The sequence below is a fragment of the Pseudoalteromonas sp. MMG007 genome, assembly GCF_018100985.1.
GTDB lineage: Bacteria > Pseudomonadota > Gammaproteobacteria > Enterobacterales > Alteromonadaceae > Pseudoalteromonas.
The window spans coordinates 1-22,200 of the sequence record NZ_JAGJEI010000016.1; the positions used below are offsets into that span (position 1 = coordinate 1).

Consider the following 22,200-nt stretch of genomic DNA (forward strand, 5'->3'; position numbering starts at 1 on the left):
TATATTCAGGAAAGTTTTGTGGAAGTCGAAGAGTTAGGTCCTCTATATTTTGATGAGAGATTTGAAAGCGATATCGAATCAATAAATGATTCCGCTAATGGACTTTTTATAATCATTGAATCAAAAAATGAATTAGGCAAGGATATGAGGCTTAAGCTTAGTTTTGAGTTGTCTATGGCTTATAGATATCTTGATGAAGCTGATCTTTCATATTACTGGGAAACAAGATTATTTTCTTCACGCTACCATGTTTATCGAATATTAAACGGTGGCTGGTCGAATGGCGAGCCTAGACATAAAGGTGTTATGGTTTTTACCGACGCTTGCCGAAATAAAGAGTACTTCATAGCCACTTCAAATGGTTGTATGAATGTAGTTAGTGATAATCCTCCAGTGATTGAGATATTGAATATATAACAAGTTGCTTAAACGGACACAAACAGCTGGCTGTGCTCGTTCCTCGCTATTATAGCCAGCCATTTTTAGCCGCTTAGCAAAGCGTTATGTTTTTAATAGGGGGCAGTGTGATAATTCACTTCACCAGAAAGTTTGATTACCTTAAATCTATTTTGTCTTCTTGTTCATTTAGGCTGAGCTATTGTGGTGAGTACTTTGGTGATAATACAGGCAAAGTAATTTCTAGAGCCGCACATCCAATGGTATCTTTCAGTGACTATAACGATGAAGAATTACATACAAAGATCGTAACGTACGGTGGGTATGGTATCGCAATTAAAAAAAGTTGGGCTGTCGAGCACGGGCTAAGTCCAGTCAACTACGTTGAGAAAAACTCACCCGTTGCACAAGGATTAGTCTCTTTATTGAAAGCACGACAAAATAAAAAAATACCTAGCTCACTTCGCTTACCAATCATTCAATTGAAATGTTTCACCAAGCATGTCTATGGCTTTAATAGCAAGTTCAACGAGCCTAGCTTCGATTTCAAAGCAGAAAATGAATGGAGGTTTGTTCCTAGCCTAAAGCAGATAGGTCGCAATAAAATATCAGAGAACTTTTCCACCTACGACAAGAACCAGCAGAAATATAATAAACGGTTAGAAAAGTACCCGTTACGATTTTCTCTTACTGACATAGCTTTTGTTTACGTAAAATCGGAGATTGAGAGAAATGAAATAATTACACAAACTGGTTTGCTAGCATCTCAAGTCAAGCTGAGGCTATGGGTAGAAAAAACATAACAAGTGATGAAAAGAAAATTACAGTCGGCTATAATTTTCCACTTAGGTAAGCGTTATGTGATCAAGGAGAGTCTCACAATGATATTTGAATACATTCCTCAGGTTTTGGGGATATTAGCTTTATCAATCTATTCAGTACGTAGGTTTAAAAATGGATATGATGAGAAGAATTTCTTCAATGTCGCTACTATTTGGGCTGTAGTAGCTTTAATAACGTTTTGTTTTTCAATCATGTCTTTTGTTGTTCTCAATATATATTTTGGCGTTATTTATTGCGCTGTTTTTGGTGTTTCAATTGTTGTTGCTATGAAATTTCGTAACACAGAAAAACAATAATAAGTAAAACACCCATTCTAATTTTGCACTTTCAATTAGAATCGAGTACACATCGATTAGATAAGCTAAGTTGGCTTCACTTCAAAATGAAAGTATATTTTTGTTAAACCGTACGGTTTTTTATTATGTACTTTTATTAAAAATATCTTCTAATGTTAAACTACAAAAAACTTAACTACTTAATATAGCCATGGCATTTTACATTCCTCTATTACAGCCTCATTTTAAACACATTGAAATTGGCGATACGTTAACATCGCTTTGGAGTGGGTGTGGCAGTATTGTTCAGTGCAAGCTTGATGATGAGCCTTGTGTCGTCAAGGCAATTAAAATACCAAGCCACATACACCATCCTAAAATTAAGCAAAGCGAATTTGCACTAAAAAGAAAACAGTACTCTTATAGCGTTGAATACACTTTTTATAAGCGTTACAGCTCGTTTTTACCTAGCATAGCAAAAAGTATTGAATGTATAGGTGCAATTAATAAAGATGATGAATATGCGCTGGTGTTTAAGGATTTCACCAAACATGGGTTTACTCAAGCAGGGCTACAACATGTTAAAGCTATATTAAAGTGGCTGGCATACTTTCATGCGTTTAACTTAAATAAACCCGCTAACAGGTTATGGCAGCAAGGTAACTACTGGCATTTAAGCACACGCCCTGATGAGTTTAATAAATTAAATGAACACGTCGATAAAAAGTCCGATATTAAAAGTGCAGCACATAAAATAGATAAAATATTGCAAACATCGCACTATAAAACGCTGATTCATGGCGATGCTAAACTTGCCAATTTTGCGGCTGATGAGCAAAGTGAAATACTAGGGTATGACTTTCAATATGTGGGTACTGGAGTAGGGATTATAGACGTGATGTACTTTATGACTAGTTGCTTTAATGATAAGCAGCTACATGATCACGCAGATGAATATTTAGCTTATTATTTTACGCATTTAAAAAGTGCGCTTAAAATTTATCAGCCAACTATTGATGCTGATGATGTTACTGCTCAGTGGCAAGAATTATGGCCGCTAGCATGGGCTGATTTTTTTCGCTTTTTAGCAGGCTGGAGCCCTGAGCATTTTAAAATTAGTAGTTACATGCTTAAGCAGGTAAATATCACGTTAGCAAGTAACATTTAATAAACACAACGGGTTGGTGGTTTGCATAAATATCAATCAAATCAGCCAATTTTGGCACGATCTATGAAATCTTTACTAAAACTACAGGTCAAATGACCTTTTTTAATATAAAATACCGCAAATTCTTGTATCAATAGGTTTATATCATGGCTATTCACGTTATTTCACACCCTCTTGTTCAACATAAACTAGGCCTAATGCGTGCGCATGGTATTAGTACAAAAAGCTTTCGTGAATTATGTTCTGAGGTGGGTACATTATTAACCTACGAAGCAACTAAAAACCTACAATTAGAAGATAACGAAATTACAGGCTGGGATGGCAACAAGCTAAAGGTTGAACACATTAAAGGTAAAAAAATTACCGTAGTGCCTATTTTACGTGCAGGCCTTGGCATGATGGATGGTGTAATGCAGCTTTTACCAGCAGCTAAGGTGAGCGTTGTTGGCCTTGAACGTAACGAAGAAACACTTGAACCTGTTCCCTATTTTGAAAAGCTAGTGGGTAATATTGATGAGCGTTTAAGCTTAGTGATTGACCCTATGCTTGCCACTGGCGGCTCTATGATTGCTACAATCGATATGCTTAAAAAAGCGGGCTGCAAAGAGATTAAAGTAATTGTGCTTGTTGCTGCGCCAGAAGGCGTTGAAAAAACATTAGCGGCTCATCCTGATATTGAAATATTTACAGCATCAGTCGATAGCCACTTAAACGAAAAGGGCTATATTATCCCTGGTTTAGGTGATGCGGGCGACAAAATTTTTGGTACTGTTTAGGAGTATTCAGTGCAGCAGAATGACACTTTTTCGATAAAAACTATTTTAACTGGCGCGCAAATGCTGTTTGTAGCATTTGGTGCGTTAGTATTGGTGCCACTTTTAACTGGCCTTGATCCTAATGTGGCACTTTTTACTGCGGGTATTGGTACGTTACTGTTTCAATTAGTGACCAAAGGCCAAGTACCTATATTTTTAGCCTCTTCATTTGCCTTTATTGCACCGATTATAGCTGCTGTGCAAATGTGGGGCGTACCTGCCACTATGGGCGGATTAATGGCGGCAGGCTTTGCCTATATGCTTTTAAGCTTATTAGTTAAGTTTAAAGGAGTCGCAACGCTTCATAAAATTTTACCCCCTGTGGTTGTAGGCCCAGTAATAATGGTTATTGGCCTTGCACTTGCACCTGTTGCAGTAAATATGGCCATGGGTAAAAGTGGTGATGGTAGTATTCAAATTATTGATTACAATAGCGCTATTTATATTTCGTTGTTCTCGTTATTGGTTACCCTTATTTTTGCTGTGTGGGGAAAAGGCGTATTTAAGCTTATTCCTATATTAGCAGGCGTTGTAGCGGGTTATTGCTTATCGCTTGGTATGGGCGTTGTACAATTTGATGCGGTATCTAATGCACAGTGGTTTGCTGTTCCAAACTTCACATGGCCTGAGTTTAAATGGCAAGCTATTTTGTTTATGGTGCCTGTAGCAATTGCCCCTGCTATTGAGCATATTGGCGACATGATGGCTATTAGCCAAGTTACCAATAAAGACTTTTTGAAAAAGCCTGGACTTCATCGTACTTTGTTTGGTGATGGCCTTGCTACTTCTGCTGCATCGTTATTTGGTGGCCCGCCTAATACTACATATTCAGAGGTTACGGGCGCAGTCATGCTTACTAAAAACTTCAACCCAAAAGTAATGATGTGGACAGCTGTTATCGCCATTATTTTAGCCTTTGTTGCCAAAATGGGCTCTGGTTTACAAACCATACCAATACCGGTAATGGGCGGCATTATGATTTTACTGTTTGGCTCTATTGCTGTAGTAGGTTTAAATACATTAGTTAAGTCGGGTGATGATTTAACCGCCCCGCGTAACTTAAGTATTGTTGCACTTATTTTGGTATGTGGCATTGGCGGTATGCATATTGGTGGCAGCCAATTTAGCCTAGAGGGTGTAAGTTTATGTGCTATTTTAGGCATTGTTCTAAACTTAGTTTTACCCAAGGCTCAGCCTCAAGAAAATGAGTAATGCACGCAAGTTGAAAATATTGCACCATAATAGCGCATTTTAAATGCGCTATTTTTTTAAGTAACTAAAATATATACAAAAAAAATAATGGTCTAGTACCTGCATTTAATTCTTAGAACGCATTGTATGCAAAGGAGTTACTATGTCAGAGGCCAATATTGTGGATATAACCCCGTTTTTAACAAAACACCAACTGCCTTTAAAGTATCAATATTTAAGTGAACAATATTTTGTTCCACTTGCGCATGACATCCTAGAATCTAAAAAAACAAATACTCCTATTTTTGTTGCTATAAATGGATGCCAAGGCTCAGGTAAAACAACTCTCGCCGATTTTTTAGTTACTTGGTTTTCTAAAAACACACCTTTTAATAGTGTCGCGTTGTCTATTGACGATTTTTATTTAGCAAAACAAGCACGCGCTGAACTTGCAAGCGATGTACACCCTCTATTTACCACACGTGGCGTACCTGGGACCCACGATGTGACACTGATGAATAGCACAATTACTAATCTACTCGCTGGCGAGACAAAAGTACCACTTCCTCGTTTTAATAAACACGAAGACGACTGCGTACCTAAAAGCGAATGGGTTACAAACGACAAACCCGTCGATATTGTTATTTTAGAAGGCTGGTGTGTAGGCAGCGAGCCGCAGCCACCATTTTCACTAAGCGAGCCACTTAACGAACTAGAGCAACAATACGATAAAGAAGGTGTTTGGCGTCGTTGTGTAAATAGTTGTTTGGCAAACGAATACAAATCTGTTTTTAGCTTAATTGATTACACCGTGATGCTTAAAGCGCCCAGTTTTAGCGATGTTTTTACATGGCGACAAGAACAAGAACAAAAACTAATTGCTAAAAAAGGTGAAGGCTCGGGTACGATGAATAACGAGCAGCTGGTGTATTTTATTTCTCATTTTGAGCGAATTACGCGAGAGAATTTAAATACATTAAGCACAAAGGCAAATGCTTTAATTGAACTCGATAGCAACCGTGATATTAGCGGCATGCACCTTACAAGCGATGAAATGCTGCAACCAATTATATTTACAGATTTAGATGGTACATTGCTGGATCATGCTGATTACAATACAAATAATATTAGTGAGTTATTACAGCAGCTACAAAGCGCGCATATTCCTGTTGTGTTTAATACCAGTAAAACATTTTGTGAAGTAGTTGAGCTTAAAAACGATTTAAATATTCAACAACCCTTTATTGTAGAAAATGGCGCTGCTGTTTACATTCCAGAAGATTATTTTGAACTCAAGCCTATTGGTTGTAAAAAAGTAGGCGCATATTGGTGCTATGCACTGGCTAAGCCACTATCTAGTTTATTAAAGGATTTAGATACTTTAAGAAGCGATTATAAAGCGCATTATAAATTGTTTAGCGATTTATCGAGTGAGCAAATATCTGAACTTACAGGCCTCGATAATGCGCAAGCAAGGCGTGCCCAAACCCGCGATTATTCAGATCCCCTTTATTGGTACGGTGACGATGAGTTACTCAGTGCCTTTGTACAAGATATAAAAGCACTCGGCTACGATATTAAAATTGGTGGCCGATTTATTCACATAGCTAAAAACACCGACAAAAGCGCTGCACAGCAGTGGTTAGTTAAACAGTTTACCCATCATTTTAGAAAGCCTCTCACGGTTATTGCACTAGGTGATAGCGATAACGATAAGCAAATGTTAGAGCACGCAAATATCGCCATTATTATTGCCAATCCGGCCAGTAAAAAGCCGGTTAAATTATCGCACAACAAAGCACGTTATTCTCAATCGCCAGCGCCACAAGGGTGGATTGAAGAAATAACGTCGCTGCAGTGCATTAGCAGTATTTTAAGTATTTCTGAGGAGCAAACATCTCATGGCTGATTTTTATCAAAATGGCATTATCACGACTTTACATAATATTGCCGACAGACCAATTGAAGATTTAGAACAAGAGCTACTTAGCTTTAGCAAAAAACGCCCGATGGGGTTAATACTCCCTTCGTTATTTAGTGAACTTGAAGGCCCTGCGCTGCAAAATATAGTAAGTGAACTACGTGATGTGCCTTACTTATCGCAAATTACGATTGGCTTAGATAGAGCAAATGAAGAGCAGTATCGTCATGCGCTTAGTTTTTTTAAAGAGTTGAATCAAAACCATAAAGTACTATGGAACGATGGGCCTCGTTTAAAAGCGCTTGATAAAGAACTGCAAGAGCTAGGTGTAGCCCCTAGGGAGCTAGGTAAAGGCAGAAACGTATGGTATTGCATGGGTTATAAGTTAGCCACTGCCGAAGTGGAGTCAATAGCGCTGCACGATTGCGATATTTTAACCTACGATAGAAGCTTACTTGCAAGATTAATTTACCCTGTAGCACACCCTCGTTTTAACTATGAATTTTGCAAAGGGTTTTATCCACGTACTGCAAGCGGCAAAATTAACGGCCGTGTATCGCGTTTATTAGTTACGCCATTATTACGCTCATTTAAAACTATTTTGGGTAATACCGACTACCTTGAATATATGGATTCATTTAGGTATCCATTAGCAGGTGAGTTTTCGTTTAGACGCGATGTATTAAATGATATTCGCATTCCAAGTGATTGGGGCCTTGAAATAGGCGTACTTAGCGAAATGTACCGTAACTATTCACATAACCGCTTATGCCAAGTAGATATTGCCGATAATTACGATCATAAACATCAAGCGCTTTCACTTGACGATCAAAGTGCAGGTTTATCTAAAATGTCTATAGATATCACTAAAGCATTATTTAGAAAACTAGCTACTCAAGGCGTTACTTTTACAAGTGAGACAATTCGCTCATTAAAAGCAACGTATTACCGTATTGGCTTAGATTTTATCGAAACCTACCATAACGATGCACTTATGAACGGCTTAACGCTTGACGTTCACCAAGAAGAAAAAGCCGTAGAGATGTTTGCGCAAAACATAATGGAAGCAGGTCAGCACTTTTTAGAAAACCCAATGGAAGCGCCATTTGTGCCAAGTTGGAACCGTGTTGTATCAGCAATGCCAGACGTACTAGAACGCTTAAAAGAAGCTGTAGAGCTAGATAACGAAGAATATAGTTAAGAGAACCTAAACTCTGGATAATAAAATTAACCATCTCTATGGTTTTATTTACAGGTTAATTTTTTAAACAGAGTTCAGATTTATACTAATAATAAAAGGGGCGCATGTGATTTCAGTTAGCGATTTATTTTTACAGCGGGTAGAGCAGCATCTTCATATTATTTATGATGGTGTTGAGCTACCATTATCGGTTACTGAGCTTGCTCAGCAGCTTATTAAAATTATTTTAGGCAGCAATCCACTGCGCGACCCCACACCTCATACAAATCGATGGGATGAGCAAGATATAATATTAATTGCCTACGGCGATTCTATTATAAAGCATGACGATAGTGAATTTGCTGTCTCTGACCCAATTGAAGCACCGCTTAAAACACTTCATCGTTTTATAAAAGAGCGCTGTGATATGCAGCTTAATGCGCTGCATATTTTACCATTTTATCCGTACAGCTCTGATGAAGGTTTTGCGGTTATGAACTATGCACAGGTAAACGAATCGCTGGGCGATTGGAATGACATTCAAAATATAGCTAAAGACGTAAAGCTTATGGCAGATTTAGTCATTAACCATTGCTCGAGCAGAAGTGTGTGGTTTGAAAACTTTTTAAACGACTTAGACCCTGGTAAAGATTACTTTAAAACAGCCAGCTTAACGGACGATTTGAGCCAAGTGGTGCGACCTCGTACATCACCACTGCTCAATACAGTAACAACCCCCAGTGGCGACAAGCATGTATGGTGTACGTTTAGCCACGACCAGGTTGATTTTGATTTTGGTAACCCGGAAGTTTTAAAAGAGTTTATAAAAATTATTCGACACTATTTAGATAATGGCGTGCGTTTATTTAGACTCGATGCAGTGGCTTTTTTATGGAAACAACTTAATACAAATTGTATTAATTTACCGCAAACACATGAAGCAGTTAGGCTTATACGTACTCTTATTGAGCACACTGAGCCAAGTGTAGTGATTATTACCGAAACTAATATACCAAACCAAGAGAACCTGTCTTATTTTGGTAATGCTAACGAAGCGCACAGTATTTATAATTTCGCTTTACCGCCATTGTTGCTGCATACATTATTAAGTGGCGATAGCACAGCTATTAAGCACTGGATGATGAGCATGCCACCGGCGCAAAATGGTACCGCTTATTTTAACTTTATTGCATCGCACGATGGGATAGGGCTTAGGCCAATAGAAGGTTTGTTACAACCCAGCGAAGTGGCTTCACTCGTAAGTACCACTATGCAATTTGGTGGCAGGGTATCTATGCGTACTAGTAACGATGGCACGCATACACCTTATGAGTTAAATATCGCTTTATTTGATGCAATGCAAGGTACGCACAATGGCCCTGATAAATTTGGCTTAGAGCGATTTATGTGTGCTCACGCCATTATGTTTGCACTAGAGGGAATACCTGGGATTTATATTCATAGTTTATTAGGTACTACCAATGATTATGAACGCTTTGAAAACTCTCAGCATAATCGTGCTATTAATCGTCATCGTTGGCAAGAGTCAAAGTTATTGGCTGCAATTGGTGAGAAGTACAGTCATCACCATAAAGTATTTAATGGTATAAAAAGTTTATTAGCTGTACGTAAAAATCAAAGTGCCTTTCATCCAAATGCGACACAATTTACGCTCCATTTAGCGGGTGGACTGTTTGGCTTTTGGAGACAAAGCATAGATAGGCGTCAAAGTATTTTTTGTGTATACAATATTACTGATAAGCCACAAACACTTACTTTAGCTGATTTAAACTTGATCAATACTCAGCAATGGTTTGATTTAGTTGCGGGTAAAACAATTGAAGAAGATCAATTAATAATAGAGCTTGAACCTTATCAAAGTGTATGGCTAAGCAATATAAAATAAGCCTGAACTCTAATATATATATAAAAGCCTGCTTATGCAGGTTTTTTAATACCTGAATATAGGCTAGTAAAACTGTAAAGCCCCTTTACAGTTTACTGGCATTAATTGTTCCTTAAGTTACTTTGATACGTAAACTTGGTACAATTTGACTGTTTTTAATAAATAGGTTTGATCATGAAGTTTTTAGTTATTATTTTAACAATTCTGTTTAGTTCCAGCTCTTTTGCACAGCAGAATGTCGATCTTGAAGTCAATATGAAAAACACTGGCCTTGCTTATAAAAAAGCTGTTCAAGCAAAGGAATTAGACGAGTTTAATATCGCAATTGAGGAATTTATAAGTCTTGTGGAAGTTAGTAAAACAGCGAAATTTTACCAAGAGCCTGAACAATCTATACAAGGTCTTAATAAGGTAATTACCCAAGCTAAGCTTGCTAAAAAAGCGGCTAACGAGCAGGGGCTTAATGCTGCTAAAGAGTCATTAAAAAACATTGATAATTTACGAAAAAAATACCATGAGCTTCATGAACCACCGGGTTTTTTTGAGTTATTATTTGGTTCATAGTTTAAATTTAGAATAAAAAGGAAAAGCAATGGAAATTTCAGTATCGTTGTTAGAAGGTCAAAAGCAAAGCGCTAAATTTGGCGATTTAGAAGTAATAAGCGATCAAAGTATTAATGCTGGTGGCGGTGCAGAGCACCCAGAACCGTTTGATTATTTTTTAGTAAGTATGGTGTTGTGTGCAGGTTTTTATGCACGTAAATTTTGTGAGCAACGAGATATCTCTACCGAAGGTATGACCCTTAAACAAAATAATGAAAATGTAGACGATAATGGTAAAAAATTATTTTCGATTGAAATTGACTTACCTGATGGATTTCCGATTAAGTATAAAAAAGCACTAATTGCTGCAGTAAATACATGTACTGTTAAAAAAGTGATTCAGGCATCTCCTGAATTTTCGGTAGTCGTTAAATAATCATAAAAAATAAAAATACCGCCGAGTAACATAAAAGCCCGGCGGTATTGCTACAACAAATTTGTTACTAGAATTTCATACCTCTATTGCGTTAAGCAAAGCTTTTTATTTCCAGCAAAACCTTCGAATTCACTATAAAAGAATTAAAACGCGATAAAACATCAGAAAACCTATTAATCAACTTTTTTAGCGGTAGATAGGTTTTTGAAACGACGATTAAATTGCGCCACACGCCCATCAGTTGCAACTGTTTTTTGCTTGCCAGTATAAAACGGGTGCGAATCGCTTGATACGTCAATAGGAACATAAGGATAAGTGTTACCGTCAATTTCTACTGTACGATCTGTTTTAATTGTTGATCCAATAATAAAATAAGAATCGGCAGCGGTATCGTGAAAAGCAACCACTTGGTAATCAGGATGAATATTTGGTTTCATAATACGCCTCAATAAATGCTATGTGATAATGTATCATTTAAATTTAACGTATTTATTTTTACATTGCAAGTGGCGATGTTCCTTAAAAGGGCCGTTTTTGTTGGCTTATTGCGCAAACAAATCAAAAAATAAGCACTTGAATCAAAAATGCTGGCTATTGCTGTTTAGGCTGTTATAACTATATTTAAAAGTTGAAAACGGTAAAAAGTTATTACAGAGGTTATGTATGAGTGACGCAATACAACAAGAACAAATAGATCAAGGGGTGATGGAAACCCTAAGAGAGCGCGATCACAGTGCCTTATCTGAACAAATTAACCCTATAGATTGCACGCACAACGATATCATTGAGTTGTTGGCCAAATATATGGCATTGAGTGAGCAAGATAACGATGAGTTGTTTGATGATTGGTTTGATAACTTGAGCAAAGAGCAGCAAACTGTTTTGAAGGTATTTGAAGTTTATCGAGGTCAATACGAGCATTTAAATTAGCAAGGTATATATATTACTAATTTAAGACTGGCTTTTAATTTTAAAGGTGTGTTGCTTTTGAATTGTAATGTTCTAATTTTAATATATTAATCCAAAAACTTAAATATAGAACGTTAAGGCTTAGATGATTAAACCAACCGTCCCTGTAAATGAAGAAGCCAGGTTACGTGCTCTTAAAGACCTAAAAATATTAGACACTGATCAGGAAGAAAGATTTGATCGTGTAACTCGTATTGCTAGGCGTATGTTTAATGTAGCTATTTCATTGGTTACATTAATTGATGAGGATAGGCAGTTTTTTAAATCTAAGCAGGGAATTGAGCCGCGTGTGTTACCCAGAGATACCTCATTTTGTGGGCATACAATTAATAATAACGATTTGCTTATAATTAATGATACCCAAACGGACGAACGTTTTTTTGACAATCCATTCGTTTTAAATGATCCAAATATTCGATTTTATGCAGGTTACCCGCTTGTATTGCCTGAGGCATTAAGCATTGGTACGTTGTGCATAGCTGACACCAAGCCAAGGCACTTTAGTTATGAAGATCAACAACTGCTTAAAGATTTGGGTGCACTTGTAGAACAAGAAATTCAATCTATTCAGCTTGCAACAATTGATGATTTAACCAAAATCTCTAATCGCCGTGGTTTCTTAAGCCTTGCTGAGCACACTTTTAATATGTGCAAAAAAAATGCGCTTCCAATATCTATAATATTGTTTGATCTAGATAAATTTAAACAAATTAATGATTTTTACGGCCACCACGAAGGTGATTTGGTTTTAAACATGTTTGCTAAAACTTTACTTAACGTATTTAAAGATGCTGATGTAATAGGGCGTTTAGGAGGCGACGAGTTTGTTGTAATGATAAGCGACTCAGGTGAAAGTAATAACGCGGTTGTTTTAAAGTATCTTGCTGATGAAATTAACCAAGTAAATATAGACTCAAATAAACCATACAATATTAGCTATAGTGCAGGAATTGTTAATTACTCGTCTGACACTCATCAAACCGTAGAGAGCATGATTGAAGACGCTGATAGGGCAATGTATCAGCAAAAAAAACAGCAGCGCTAATAACTTTTGCGTTATGTTTAGTCGGGTAATTAACTCTGCTTATTCTTTGATTTAATGGCATCCACTTTTTGTATTTGTTTGTGCTAACGATACTTTAGAGTCCCAAATTCTATCCCATATATTGCTCATTTTACTTAATTGAGGACGTTGACTGATTTTTTCGTAGTTGCCTTCGTCAATTCCCGTATTTGTTTTTACACCAACTACAAAGTTAAACACGTAATTACACTCCATACCCATTCGTAAATCAGAAAGTATTATATTACTTTGCCGCTGATGTACGTTGTAAAAACCTTTAGTAAACCACTGCAAGCGTTTGATGCCCCACTCATTATTTATATCATTTAATAATGAGGGAGTGGTGTTGTAGGCATTTAATGTAACCTCATTTGGCTCATCAAATACCGACGCATATGCGACGTAGTATTGCCCATCAGACATAACTACAATACGCCATAACAACGTAGTGAGTGGCGCAGGGGTACTTATATAATTGTTAACTTTGATTTGCCTGTCAGAAAGGGCAGCCGTCACCTTATCGTCTACAATTACTTTTAAAATAAGTGAACTACATAAATACATACTGCTAAGCACAAGCATTGTGGCATTTATGTTATATGCACGCGTACTATTTATTTTTGGCAATAATGCATAACCTACACCAACGAGTAAGGGCAGCGTATAAAGCGGATCGATTATAAACATGCTTGAAATAGCAAACGGGTGCTCGGTTAGTGGCCAAAGTAGTTGTGTGCCATACACTGTTAAACTATCAAGTAAGGAATGGGTAGATAAACACAAAAATACAAGCCAAAACCAACGTGTTTTATAAGCTTGCATGCCTGTGTGTATTTTTAAAATAAGCCAAACAATGAGTGGGCTAATTAATAAATGTATTAATAAAGAGTGGCTAAAACCACGATGGTAAGTAAATGCTTCTACAGGGCCACCGTAAGGTATAAATACGTCTAAATCGGGTAAAGTACCTAAGGCTGCTCCACATAAAACAGCTTTGCGGCCTACTTTGTTACCTAAAACTGCATGCCCTACAGCACTGCCTAATGCTATTTGCGTTAATGAGTCCATAGCGTCCCTTTTTTATTTTAATATTGTTTATACTAACTTAGCGCCCAAATGAGTCACTTATAATGAAAGCTTTGGCTTTATAAAATCTAAAAACGCGACAATGCGCGACGATACGGCGCTATTTTTGTAATAAACTGCCTGCACAACTTCGCGATTATTAGGTGTGGTTATGCTATTGGGTAGTACTTTAATTAACTTACCTGTATTTAAATCATCACCAATCATAAAATGCGAGAGCAGTGCAATACCTTGATTTGCTAAACATAATTGACGCATGGTTTCACCGCTACTTGCCATTAGCTTAAATTTTAAATGACTAGTGGATTTTAACGGCCAGTTGTTTAATTTTGGGGAGTCTGTAAAACCAATAAGTTTGTGTTGGCTTAAATCACTGACTTTTGAAATATCGGGTGTAGTTTTTAAGTACGCTGGGCTTGCGACTAAATATAATTTACTGACGCCGAGCTTTTTAGCATTCAGGTTAGAATCTTTCAAATCGCCAATGCGAATGGCCAAGTCGGTTTTATGCTCTAGCAAATCAATAATGCTGTCGTGGGAGGTTATATCAAGCGTGATATGCGGGTATTGCTTCGTAAATTCATCAATGTGTGGCACTAATTGGTGTAATACAAACGGGCTTGCTGCATCTATTCTTAACTTTCCGCTTGGTGCCTGTTTTAAAAGCTTAAGTGCTTCTTCGCCAGTTTGCAGAGTGTTTAAGCCATCACGCGCATATTTTATAAAGGTATGGCCTTCTTCAGTAAGCTCTAATCTGCGTGTTGTTCTGTTTAATAAAGTGCACTGCAGTGTGTTTTCAAGGCGAGACACCGCACGCGACACCTTAGCTACTTGTTGATCAAGCAAATTAGCCGCAGCAGAAAAACTACCGCTATCAACTACCGTTAAAAACATTTCTAAGTCTTCTGTTTTGGCATGCGGAGCCATACTTGAGCACCTTACTTTTGCATTAATTACAAAAGTATTTTGTCACTAATGCTATTTTTTGCAAATGCTTTTTTGGTCAAACTGCACGCCTAAACTAATTACGAGGATTTAACTATGCCATTAGCTTTGTGGGCGCTCACCTTAAGCGCATTTGCAATAGGAACAACCGAGTTTGTAATAGTAGGCTTAGTACCTAGTATTGCAAACGATTTAGGCGTAAGCCTACCTTCAGCGGGTTTATTGGTGAGTTTGTATGCGGTAGGTGTAGCCATTGGTGCGCCGGTACTAACTGCACTCACCGGGCGATGGAACCGTAAAATTGTATTAATAAGCTTAATGGGCTTATTTGTAGTAGGTAACTTACTTGCATGGCAAGCACCGAGTTATGAAACACTCATACTGGCGCGCATACTAACAGGCCTAGCTCACGGGGTGTTTTTTTCAATTGGCTCTATGATTGCCACAAGCTTAGTAAGTAAAGACAAAGAAGCTAGCGCTATCGCGATTATGTTTACGGGTCTTACTGTTGCACTTGTAACGGGTGTGCCATTAGGTACATGGATTGGCCAACACTTTGGCTGGCGTGCAACCTTTTTATTGGTGTCGTTACTGGGCTTAATTTCTTTAATTGGTAGCGCTATTTTAGTTCCAAAAAACTTAAAACAGTCTATTCCGGCGACGTTTAAAGAGCAGCTTCAGGTTATTGTTAAACCGCGCTTATTGCTCGTATATTTAATGACTATATTAGGCTACTGCGGCACGTTTACCGCGTTTACTTATTTAGCACCTATATTAGAGCAGCAAACTGGCTTTGCTCCCTCAGCTATTGGTTTAATAATGCTGGTTTATGGTGTGTCGGTAGCGGTTGGTAATATATGGGGCGGGAAATTGGCCGACAAACGCGGCCCAATTAGCGCACTTAGTATTATATTTAGCGCGTTAACAGTTATTTTATTGGCTTTTACCCTTACCATGGAATCAAAAGTAGCCGCAGTACTGACTATTTTAATATGGGGGGCATTTGCATTTGGTAACGTACCAGGCTTGCAGCTTTATGTAGTCAAACAAGCTAAAAAGCACACGCCTAATGCCGTAGATGTCGCATCGGGCTTAAACATCGCGGCATTTAATATTGGTATAGCACTGGGCTCAATGATTGGTGGCAGTATTGTAGAGAGCATGACCTTGCAAGACACTGCATGGATAGGCGCAGCAATTTCTGCTTTAGCATTAATTGCCACCCGTTACAGTGGCATGCTTGATAAGCGAGAAGTTCAGCAAGCGTAAACTATCTTCTGTTAAGGTTGAAACTTAAATTAATGGCCTCATTACCTGTATTGAGGTCATTAATTTTTAAGTGACAACACAAAATAAGTAAAAGGTGTATTTTGTAAAACTTTAAAAAGTTTGTATTTTTAACCGATTATTTTATAAGGACAGAGCCATGACACAACGTGTAATTGAAATGCCAGATTTAGGCATGGGAACATTCCGTTTAGAAGGCGATACCGCCTACAATTCAGTAAAAATGGCGTTAGAAGTAGGATTTCGCCATATAGATACTGCGCAAATTTATGGTAATGAAGAGCAAGTAGGCCAAGCCATTAAAGACAGCAACATCCCGCGTAGTGAAATATTTTTAACCACTAAAGTGTGGAACAATAAACTCAATAAAACTGATTTTATTGCCAGTGTAAAAAAATCACTTGAAAAGTTACAAGTAGAGTCGGTTGATTTACTGCTTATACACTGGCCATCGCCTTCAAATGATGAGCCAATGAGCGAATACCTCACTGAGTTATTAAAAGCTAAACAGCTTGGTTTAACTAAACACATTGGTGTATCAAATTTCACCATTGCAAACTTAAACGAAGCAATGCAAACGCTTGACTCGCGTGAAATATTTACCAATCAGGTTGAGGTTCACCCATACTTAACTAATACTAAATTACGCGCATTTTGTGCCCAGCACGATATACACGTAACAGCGTATATGCCATTTGTAGTCGGTAAAGTACTTAAAGACCAAACAATTATTGATATTGCCAATAAGCATGATGCATCGCCAGCGCAGGTGGTTATTGCATGGGTAAACGCTAATGGCATGAGCACCATTCCATCATCAACTAAGCGTAAAAACTTAGAAGATAACTTTAACGACCATGTTAAGTTAGATGATGAGGACATTGCCCGTATTGATGCCCTTGATTGTGGCGACCGCCAAGCAACGCCAGATTTTGCGCCGCAGTGGGATCAGTAATAAAATACGCAACACGATATTAGGTGCAGAAAGTCTGCACCTTTATTTTTTAAAAAGGACTGAGCATGTTAACGGTAATCGCCACTATTTCGGGTAAAAATATTGATGCAGACGTTGTATTAACCGCACTCGAAAATCTACAAAAGTACTCGCGCCAAGAAGTAGGCTGCCTACGTTATGAGCTATCGGTTAAAAGTGATGCTCAGCAAACGACTTATTTAGTGAGTGAGCAATGGGCATCTGATGAACATTTTGAAGCGCATAAAAATGAGCCGCATTTTAAAGCCTTCGGTACGCAAGTAACGGGCTTAGTGACCAGTAGTAATATTGAAGTGTATAAATCAATTGGCTAAATATAGCTAATTGACTCAGTTATTTTAAACGGCGATGTAATTATATATCGCCTTTTAAAGTTTTATAACACCTTGCTAAGTTATAGCTTTTACTATCTGTTTATTTTATAGATAAATCGTATTTTAAAATAAGCGCATCTATGTATCGAGCGCGTAGGGTCTGTTGTTTTTCGTGATCTGCCCCGTGGCCTAGCGCCTTGTTTAATAGCTTCATTGCGGGGTGTAGTTGCGTCCGCTCCTGTTGATTTAAGGATGCTTTAGTGCGCAGCTCAGTGATGTCGTCAACTAATAACCTGCCAATATCAACACATACTATTTCGTCAATTAACCCGTTTTGTGTTAGCACACCATATTTACTACATAAAAACTGTTGCCATACTTGTTGTAGGTGTTCTTCTATCTCACAACCAAACAATTCTTCGTTAAAGGTAAAGCCTTGCTGGGCAAGCTTACTAAGGCTTGCCGTGTATTGCTGTGCAAAATAATTAAAGGCATTACTCGATGATTCAATCTTTTGTTTTATAAGCCCTTGGCCCCAATTTACGCAGCCGCGCGAGTAATAATCATCGTATTCCTCACATTCATACAATCCAGAGTACGAGCTGCAACTTAATTGACTTTTTATACAATAATTTGGTTTAGGAAATACGCTGTGCTGTTGCCATGTATCTAGCTGCTCGGCATCAATATTTAAAGCATGGCAAAGCTCATCGGTATTATAAAAATGAGTGGCTAAGTAGTTAGATAAACGCATAAAGGCTCGCTTAAAGTTAAAAATACAAACACTGTTTAAATGTACAGTGTTTGTATTTTGTATTATCAAACTAAATAACACAAGCCATTTTACGTTTATTATTCGCTTAGGCCTGCAAAAATGTGCGCAAGTATGTTACAAATAGCGCAAGTTTTATAAATAATGAATTTTTATGCGCACCCTAGAACAAATTAAACAAGCAAGCTTAATTACCGCTCTTAAAACCCCGTATTTGGCCAATGGTGAAATAGATTTACCAAAATACGATGAACTCGTTGAAATACAGATTGCAGCGGGAGTAGATGGCATTGTAGTTGGTGGTACAACCGGCGAAGGCCAGTTAATGAACTGGGAAGAGCATTTAATGCTTATTGCGCACAGTGCAAACAAGTATGGCAATAAGCTACTGATTGTAGGTAATACAGGCAGTAATAATACCCGTGAAGCAATAAAAGCCACTAAATACGGCTTTGCCAGTGGCATGCATGCAGCGCTGCAAATTAACCCGTATTATGGCCGTACATCTATTGCCGGTGTAAACGAGCACTTTAAACGAGTACTTGATATAGGCCCTGCGTTTATTTACAACGTAGCAGGGCGTACAGGGCAAGACCTAACGCCAGATATTATTGAGCCATTAGCACAGCATCCTAACCTAATTGGTATAAAAGAGTGTGGTGGTAATGAACGTATTGCACACTACGAGCAGCAAGGCATTGCGTGTTGGTCGGGTAACGATGACGAAGCACACGACGCTCGCCATGTGCACAAAGCACACGGTGTTATTTCGGTCACCTCTAATCTTATTCCTGGGTTGTTCCGCCAATTAATGGATACTAAAAATGATGCGTTAAATACCTCATTACAACCTTTAATGAACTGGTTGTTTTGCGAGCCAAACCCGATTGCTATTAACACCGCAATGATGATGACTGGCGCAGTAAACCCGGTATTTAGATTACCTTACTTGCCACTGAGTGATGAGCAGCAAGCTCAAGGCGAAGTGTTAATTAACGAACTCAACGTTGATGATATCGTTGGCACGAAGGCCGCAGTATTAAATAACGACAATGTATTAATTTTATCTTAAGTTTTTTAAATATAGGCAGTAATCACTAACTGTTGACTCATTTTTACTGTATAATTTGCGACCCTTGATAATGTGGCCGCAGGTTATACAGCATGAATTTTAAATCTTTTAGTTTTGCCCCTGAACTTATTCAGGCGTTAGACGAACTTAATTACCACACCCTTACGCCCATTCAGCGTTCAGCTATTCCGGCTGTTCGTAAAGGTAAAGACGTTTTAGCAAGTGCCCAAACTGGTACTGGTAAAACGGCAGCGTTTGCTTTACCTATCATCCAAAAATTATTTGAATCAGAGCACAGCACAACGAATGCACCCAGTGCATTAGTACTTGCGCCAACTCGTGAGCTTGCAGAGCAAATAGCTAATAACTTTAAAGCTTACGCAAAAAACACTCCTTTAAAAGTAGTGAGCTTGTTTGGTGGTGTTAATACCGCAGGCCAAGCTAATTCACTAAAAGACGGTGTAGATGTTGTTGTTGCAACACCTGGGCGCTTACTTGATCATATCCGTTTAGGTAATTTAAGCCTTGCAAGCGTTAAACATTTAGTACTTGATGAAGCCGACCGTATGCTTGATATGGGCTTTATTGAAGATATGCAAAGTGTTATTAAAAGCTGTGACGAACAGCGTCAAATATTACTTTTCTCGGCTACGTTTCCAGCAGCGATTAAACAGTTTGCTTCTAAAGTATTAAAACAGCCTGAGATTGTACGTGTTGATCAAACTAACAGCACAGCAAGTACCGTTCAGCACGTTGTGTACCCAGTAGAAGAGCGCCGTAAGCAAGAGCTTCTTTCAGAGCTGATTGGTAAAAAGAACTGGCAGCAAGTACTTGTGTTTGTAAACATGAAAGAAACGGCTGATGAGCTTGTGAAAGAGCTTAACCTTGACGGTATTCCTGCCACTGTATGCCACGGCGATAAGTCGCAAGGTAACCGCCGACGTGCACTTCGTGAATTTAAAGAAGGCAAGGTACGTGTTTTAGTGGCAACCGAAGTTGCTGCGCGTGGTATTGATATTGATGGCCTACCACGTGTAATTAATATTGATTTACCGTGGCTTGCTGAAGATTACGTACACCGTATTGGCCGTACAGGTCGTGCTGGTAATCAGGGCCAAGCAATTTCATTTGTAAGCCGTGAAGAAGAAAATACATTATTTGAAATCGAAGCGTTAATTGGTCAAAAAATTAAGCGCGTATATTTAGATGGTTACGAAGTAAGTAACCGTGAAGTACTTATTGATAAAATTGGTAAAAAACCAGCGCATTTACGCCGTAGCCGTACTAATAAGCCTACAGGGCAAGCAACAGGCGAAGCACGTGCAGTAAATCGCTCGCGCATTTCAAATGTACGTAAAAGCTTAAAAGGCGCCAAGCTTACCCTTAAAAAGTAAGTTAAAACGCGAATTTTAATTAAAAAAACCTGAGTTTACTCAGGTTTTTTTGTATCTACTGAAAGTGTTTTATCAATTATATCCGCATAAGTGTACGCAGCTTGCTCTTGGTTTATATTAGCAATAATAGATAACCCAACCGGTAAGTTACTTACCTTGCCCACAGGGAGTGTTATATGTGTGCTTCCTGCTATTGCAGGCAAAGAGCTGCTGCTGCCTTTAAAATTATCACCGTTAATGAGGTCGGTTTTCCACGCTGGCGATACTGTTGGGGCAATAACGATATCTATATCATTATTTTTATATAAATTAGTAATTGCTGATTTAGCCAATGCACGGTAGCGTGTTTTAATACGCTGGTATTTATCTTTATTTGTTAAATCAATTGCCAGCGATTGAGTAAGTATATCCTGTCCGAAGTAGGGCATTTCTGTTTCATTATTTTGATTATTAAAGTTAATGAGTGCCTCTAAGCTTTTAGTTTTTACTTTTTTTGGTGTGTTAGATAAGTAATGATTTATTTCAGCTTTAAAATCGTAAAGTAAAATGTAGTATTCATCAGCAAATAAAGTATCTAGATTGTCGGTTACTTCTATTTCAGTGACTGTATGCCCAGCTTGCTTGAGTGCATTTATTTGTTTTGTATAAAGCTGCTGAGTTTGAATGGTAAATTTATCACTTGGTAGGGCACCAATTTTGAGTGTTATTTTAGCCGTTAACTCTTTTGAATTTAAAACAAACTCATGTGTTGATACATCATTTTTATCTTCGCCTTGTAAAACTGCCATCACAAGTAGCGCATCTTTTAGGGTATGAGCCATAGGCCCAACAGTGTCTTGGCTGCTTGAAAGGGGAATAACCCCGTTGCGTGATACTTGGCCCATGCTTGGTTTTATAGCATATACACCGTTAACTGATGCGGGGCAGGTAATTGAGCCATCGGTTTCGGTACCCAGAGCAATTGGCGCAAAATTAAGTGCTACGGCCACTGCAGAACCAGCACTAGAACCGCACGGGTTTCGAGTTATATCGTGAGCATTATGTGTTTGCCCACCTACAGCGCTCCACCCAGAAGAAGAATAAGAAGAGCGAAAATTGGCCCATTCACTCAGGTTTGCTTTACCTAAAATTATAGCGCCCGCATTACGCAGTTGTTTAACAACAAACGCATCACTATTGGTAACATTATTTTTAAGTGCTAAAGAGCCCGCAGTTGTGGGAAGGGGGCCTTTAGCTTCTATATTATCTTTAAGAAGTACGGGTATTCCATGTAATGGACCTGCCCATGTGCCTTTGGTGGCAAGTCCATCTAACGTTTTAGCTTGAGCTATTGCTGTAGGATCGACACTAATAACCGCATTATATTGTGGATTAATTTTATTAATTCGGTCTATATAACGCTGGGTGAGTTGTTGTGAATTAACTAAATTATTTTTATATGCACTGTGGATTTCATCGATGGTTTTTAGTTCTTGTGCTTTAGCGTTAAAAATTGCTAATACACTAAGCAATGAAAAGGTAAATGTTTTGATCATGATTGATGTGCTTGTGCTGTTATTATTTTGTATATATTTAGCACAAAAAAGCCCCACAAAGTGAGGCTTTTCGATAAATAACTTAAAAAACTGGT

The 22,200-nt window shown here is 38.1% G+C and carries 23 protein-coding genes; 18 read left to right on the forward strand and 5 right to left on the reverse strand.

The features are described from left to right. From J8L71_RS15885 to J8L71_RS15935, 11 genes are all read left to right on the forward strand, one after another. A partial coding sequence (locus J8L71_RS15885; RefSeq protein WP_211001384.1) for a hypothetical protein occupies positions 1-417 on the forward strand: 417 nt, incomplete at its 5' end. An 86-nt stretch (positions 418-503) separates the two neighbouring features. Then, positions 504-1,199: an abortive infection system antitoxin AbiGi family protein gene (locus J8L71_RS15890; RefSeq protein WP_247655339.1), complete on the forward strand. Its 696-nt coding sequence runs from the start codon at positions 504-506 to the stop codon at positions 1,197-1,199. Positions 1,200-1,277: 78 nt separating this feature from the next. Beyond that, positions 1,278-1,535: a hypothetical protein gene (locus J8L71_RS15895; RefSeq protein ID WP_211001385.1), complete on the forward strand. Its 258-nt coding sequence runs from the start codon at positions 1,278-1,280 to the stop codon at positions 1,533-1,535. 190 nt (positions 1,536-1,725) lie between these two features. After that, positions 1,726-2,682, forward strand: coding sequence for a DUF1679 domain-containing protein (locus tag J8L71_RS15900; RefSeq protein ID WP_211001386.1), 957 nt, complete (start codon positions 1,726-1,728; stop codon positions 2,680-2,682). A gap of 146 nt (positions 2,683-2,828) precedes the next feature. Next, a complete protein-coding gene (gene upp / locus J8L71_RS15905; RefSeq protein WP_138681844.1) occupies positions 2,829-3,458 on the forward strand; it encodes a uracil phosphoribosyltransferase in 630 nt (209 codons plus the stop codon). Positions 3,459-3,467: 9 nt separating this feature from the next. Next, a complete protein-coding gene (locus J8L71_RS15910) occupies positions 3,468-4,709 on the forward strand; it encodes a uracil-xanthine permease family protein (RefSeq protein ID WP_211001387.1) in 1,242 nt (413 codons plus the stop codon). Positions 4,710-4,851: 142 nt separating this feature from the next. Then, on the forward strand, positions 4,852-6,597 hold the full coding sequence (locus J8L71_RS15915; protein ID WP_211001388.1) for an HAD-IIB family hydrolase: 1,746 nt from the start codon (positions 4,852-4,854) through the stop codon (positions 6,595-6,597). After that, on the forward strand, positions 6,590-7,810 hold the full coding sequence (locus J8L71_RS15920; RefSeq protein ID WP_211001389.1) for a glycosyl transferase: 1,221 nt from the start codon (positions 6,590-6,592) through the stop codon (positions 7,808-7,810). The genes J8L71_RS15915 and J8L71_RS15920 overlap by 8 nt, the downstream gene beginning before the upstream one ends. Before the next feature lie 106 nt (positions 7,811-7,916). Further along, positions 7,917-9,695 (forward strand): sugar phosphorylase, encoded by a 1,779-nt coding sequence (locus J8L71_RS15925; protein WP_211001390.1) that lies wholly within the window; start codon positions 7,917-7,919, stop codon positions 9,693-9,695. A gap of 174 nt (positions 9,696-9,869) precedes the next feature. Further along, positions 9,870-10,259, forward strand: a complete 390-nt coding sequence (locus tag J8L71_RS15930; protein WP_211001391.1) for a cytochrome b562 — start codon at positions 9,870-9,872, stop codon at positions 10,257-10,259. 28 nt (positions 10,260-10,287) lie between these two features. Further along, entirely contained in the window at positions 10,288-10,674 is a 387-nt protein-coding gene (locus J8L71_RS15935; RefSeq protein ID WP_211001392.1) for an OsmC family protein, read from the forward strand. Positions 10,675-10,847: 173 nt separating this feature from the next. On the opposite strand, the gene J8L71_RS15940 is transcribed toward J8L71_RS15935, so the two are convergent. Beyond that, a complete protein-coding gene (locus J8L71_RS15940; RefSeq protein WP_211001393.1) occupies positions 10,848-11,111 on the reverse strand; it encodes a type B 50S ribosomal protein L31 in 264 nt (87 codons plus the stop codon). Positions 11,112-11,337: 226 nt separating this feature from the next. On the opposite strand from J8L71_RS15940, the gene J8L71_RS15945 reads away from it, so the two are divergent. Beyond that, positions 11,338-11,604, forward strand: coding sequence for a hypothetical protein (locus tag J8L71_RS15945; protein WP_211001394.1), 267 nt, complete (start codon positions 11,338-11,340; stop codon positions 11,602-11,604). Between the two features lie 124 nt (positions 11,605-11,728). Next, entirely contained in the window at positions 11,729-12,688 is a 960-nt protein-coding gene (locus tag J8L71_RS15950; RefSeq protein ID WP_211001395.1) for a sensor domain-containing diguanylate cyclase, read from the forward strand. A gap of 51 nt (positions 12,689-12,739) precedes the next feature. Here J8L71_RS15950 and J8L71_RS15955 read toward each other — a convergent pair whose 3' ends face one another. Both J8L71_RS15955 and J8L71_RS15960 read right to left on the reverse strand, forming a co-directional pair. After that, entirely contained in the window at positions 12,740-13,774 is a 1,035-nt protein-coding gene (locus J8L71_RS15955; protein ID WP_211001396.1) for a metal-dependent hydrolase, read from the reverse strand. 57 nt (positions 13,775-13,831) lie between these two features. Continuing rightward, positions 13,832-14,719 (reverse strand): LysR family transcriptional regulator, encoded by an 888-nt coding sequence (locus J8L71_RS15960; protein WP_211001397.1) that lies wholly within the window; start codon positions 14,717-14,719, stop codon positions 13,832-13,834. Between the two features lie 114 nt (positions 14,720-14,833). Here J8L71_RS15960 and J8L71_RS15965 point away from each other — a divergent pair, with 114 nt between their 5' ends. The 3 genes from J8L71_RS15965 (at position 14,834) to J8L71_RS15975 (ending at position 17,332) form a co-directional block, all read left to right on the forward strand. Continuing rightward, the gene (locus tag J8L71_RS15965) at positions 14,834-16,006 is read left to right on the forward strand and encodes an MFS transporter (RefSeq protein WP_211001398.1); all 1,173 of its coding nucleotides are present in this window, start codon (positions 14,834-14,836) and stop codon (positions 16,004-16,006) included. A gap of 157 nt (positions 16,007-16,163) precedes the next feature. Beyond that, on the forward strand, positions 16,164-16,979 hold the full coding sequence (dkgB, locus tag J8L71_RS15970; protein ID WP_211001399.1) for a 2,5-didehydrogluconate reductase DkgB: 816 nt from the start codon (positions 16,164-16,166) through the stop codon (positions 16,977-16,979). 65 nt (positions 16,980-17,044) lie between these two features. Beyond that, entirely contained in the window at positions 17,045-17,332 is a 288-nt protein-coding gene (locus J8L71_RS15975; RefSeq protein WP_211001400.1) for a putative quinol monooxygenase, read from the forward strand. Between the two features lie 100 nt (positions 17,333-17,432). Here the strand turns inward: J8L71_RS15975 and J8L71_RS15980 are convergent, their stop codons facing one another. Continuing rightward, positions 17,433-18,086, reverse strand: coding sequence for a DUF6058 family natural product biosynthesis protein (locus J8L71_RS15980; RefSeq protein WP_211001401.1), 654 nt, complete (start codon positions 18,084-18,086; stop codon positions 17,433-17,435). Positions 18,087-18,258: 172 nt separating this feature from the next. Between J8L71_RS15980 and dapA the strand changes: the two genes are divergently transcribed. Both dapA and J8L71_RS15990 read left to right on the forward strand, forming a co-directional pair. After that, on the forward strand, positions 18,259-19,176 hold the full coding sequence (gene dapA, locus J8L71_RS15985; protein WP_211001402.1) for a 4-hydroxy-tetrahydrodipicolinate synthase: 918 nt from the start codon (positions 18,259-18,261) through the stop codon (positions 19,174-19,176). 92 nt (positions 19,177-19,268) lie between these two features. Continuing rightward, positions 19,269-20,570, forward strand: a complete 1,302-nt coding sequence (locus tag J8L71_RS15990) for a DEAD/DEAH box helicase (protein WP_211001403.1) — start codon at positions 19,269-19,271, stop codon at positions 20,568-20,570. A gap of 35 nt (positions 20,571-20,605) precedes the next feature. On the opposite strand, the gene J8L71_RS15995 is transcribed toward J8L71_RS15990, so the two are convergent. Then, positions 20,606-22,105 (reverse strand): amidase family protein, encoded by a 1,500-nt coding sequence (locus tag J8L71_RS15995; protein WP_211001404.1) that lies wholly within the window; start codon positions 22,103-22,105, stop codon positions 20,606-20,608. Positions 22,106-22,200 lie beyond the last annotated feature (95 nt).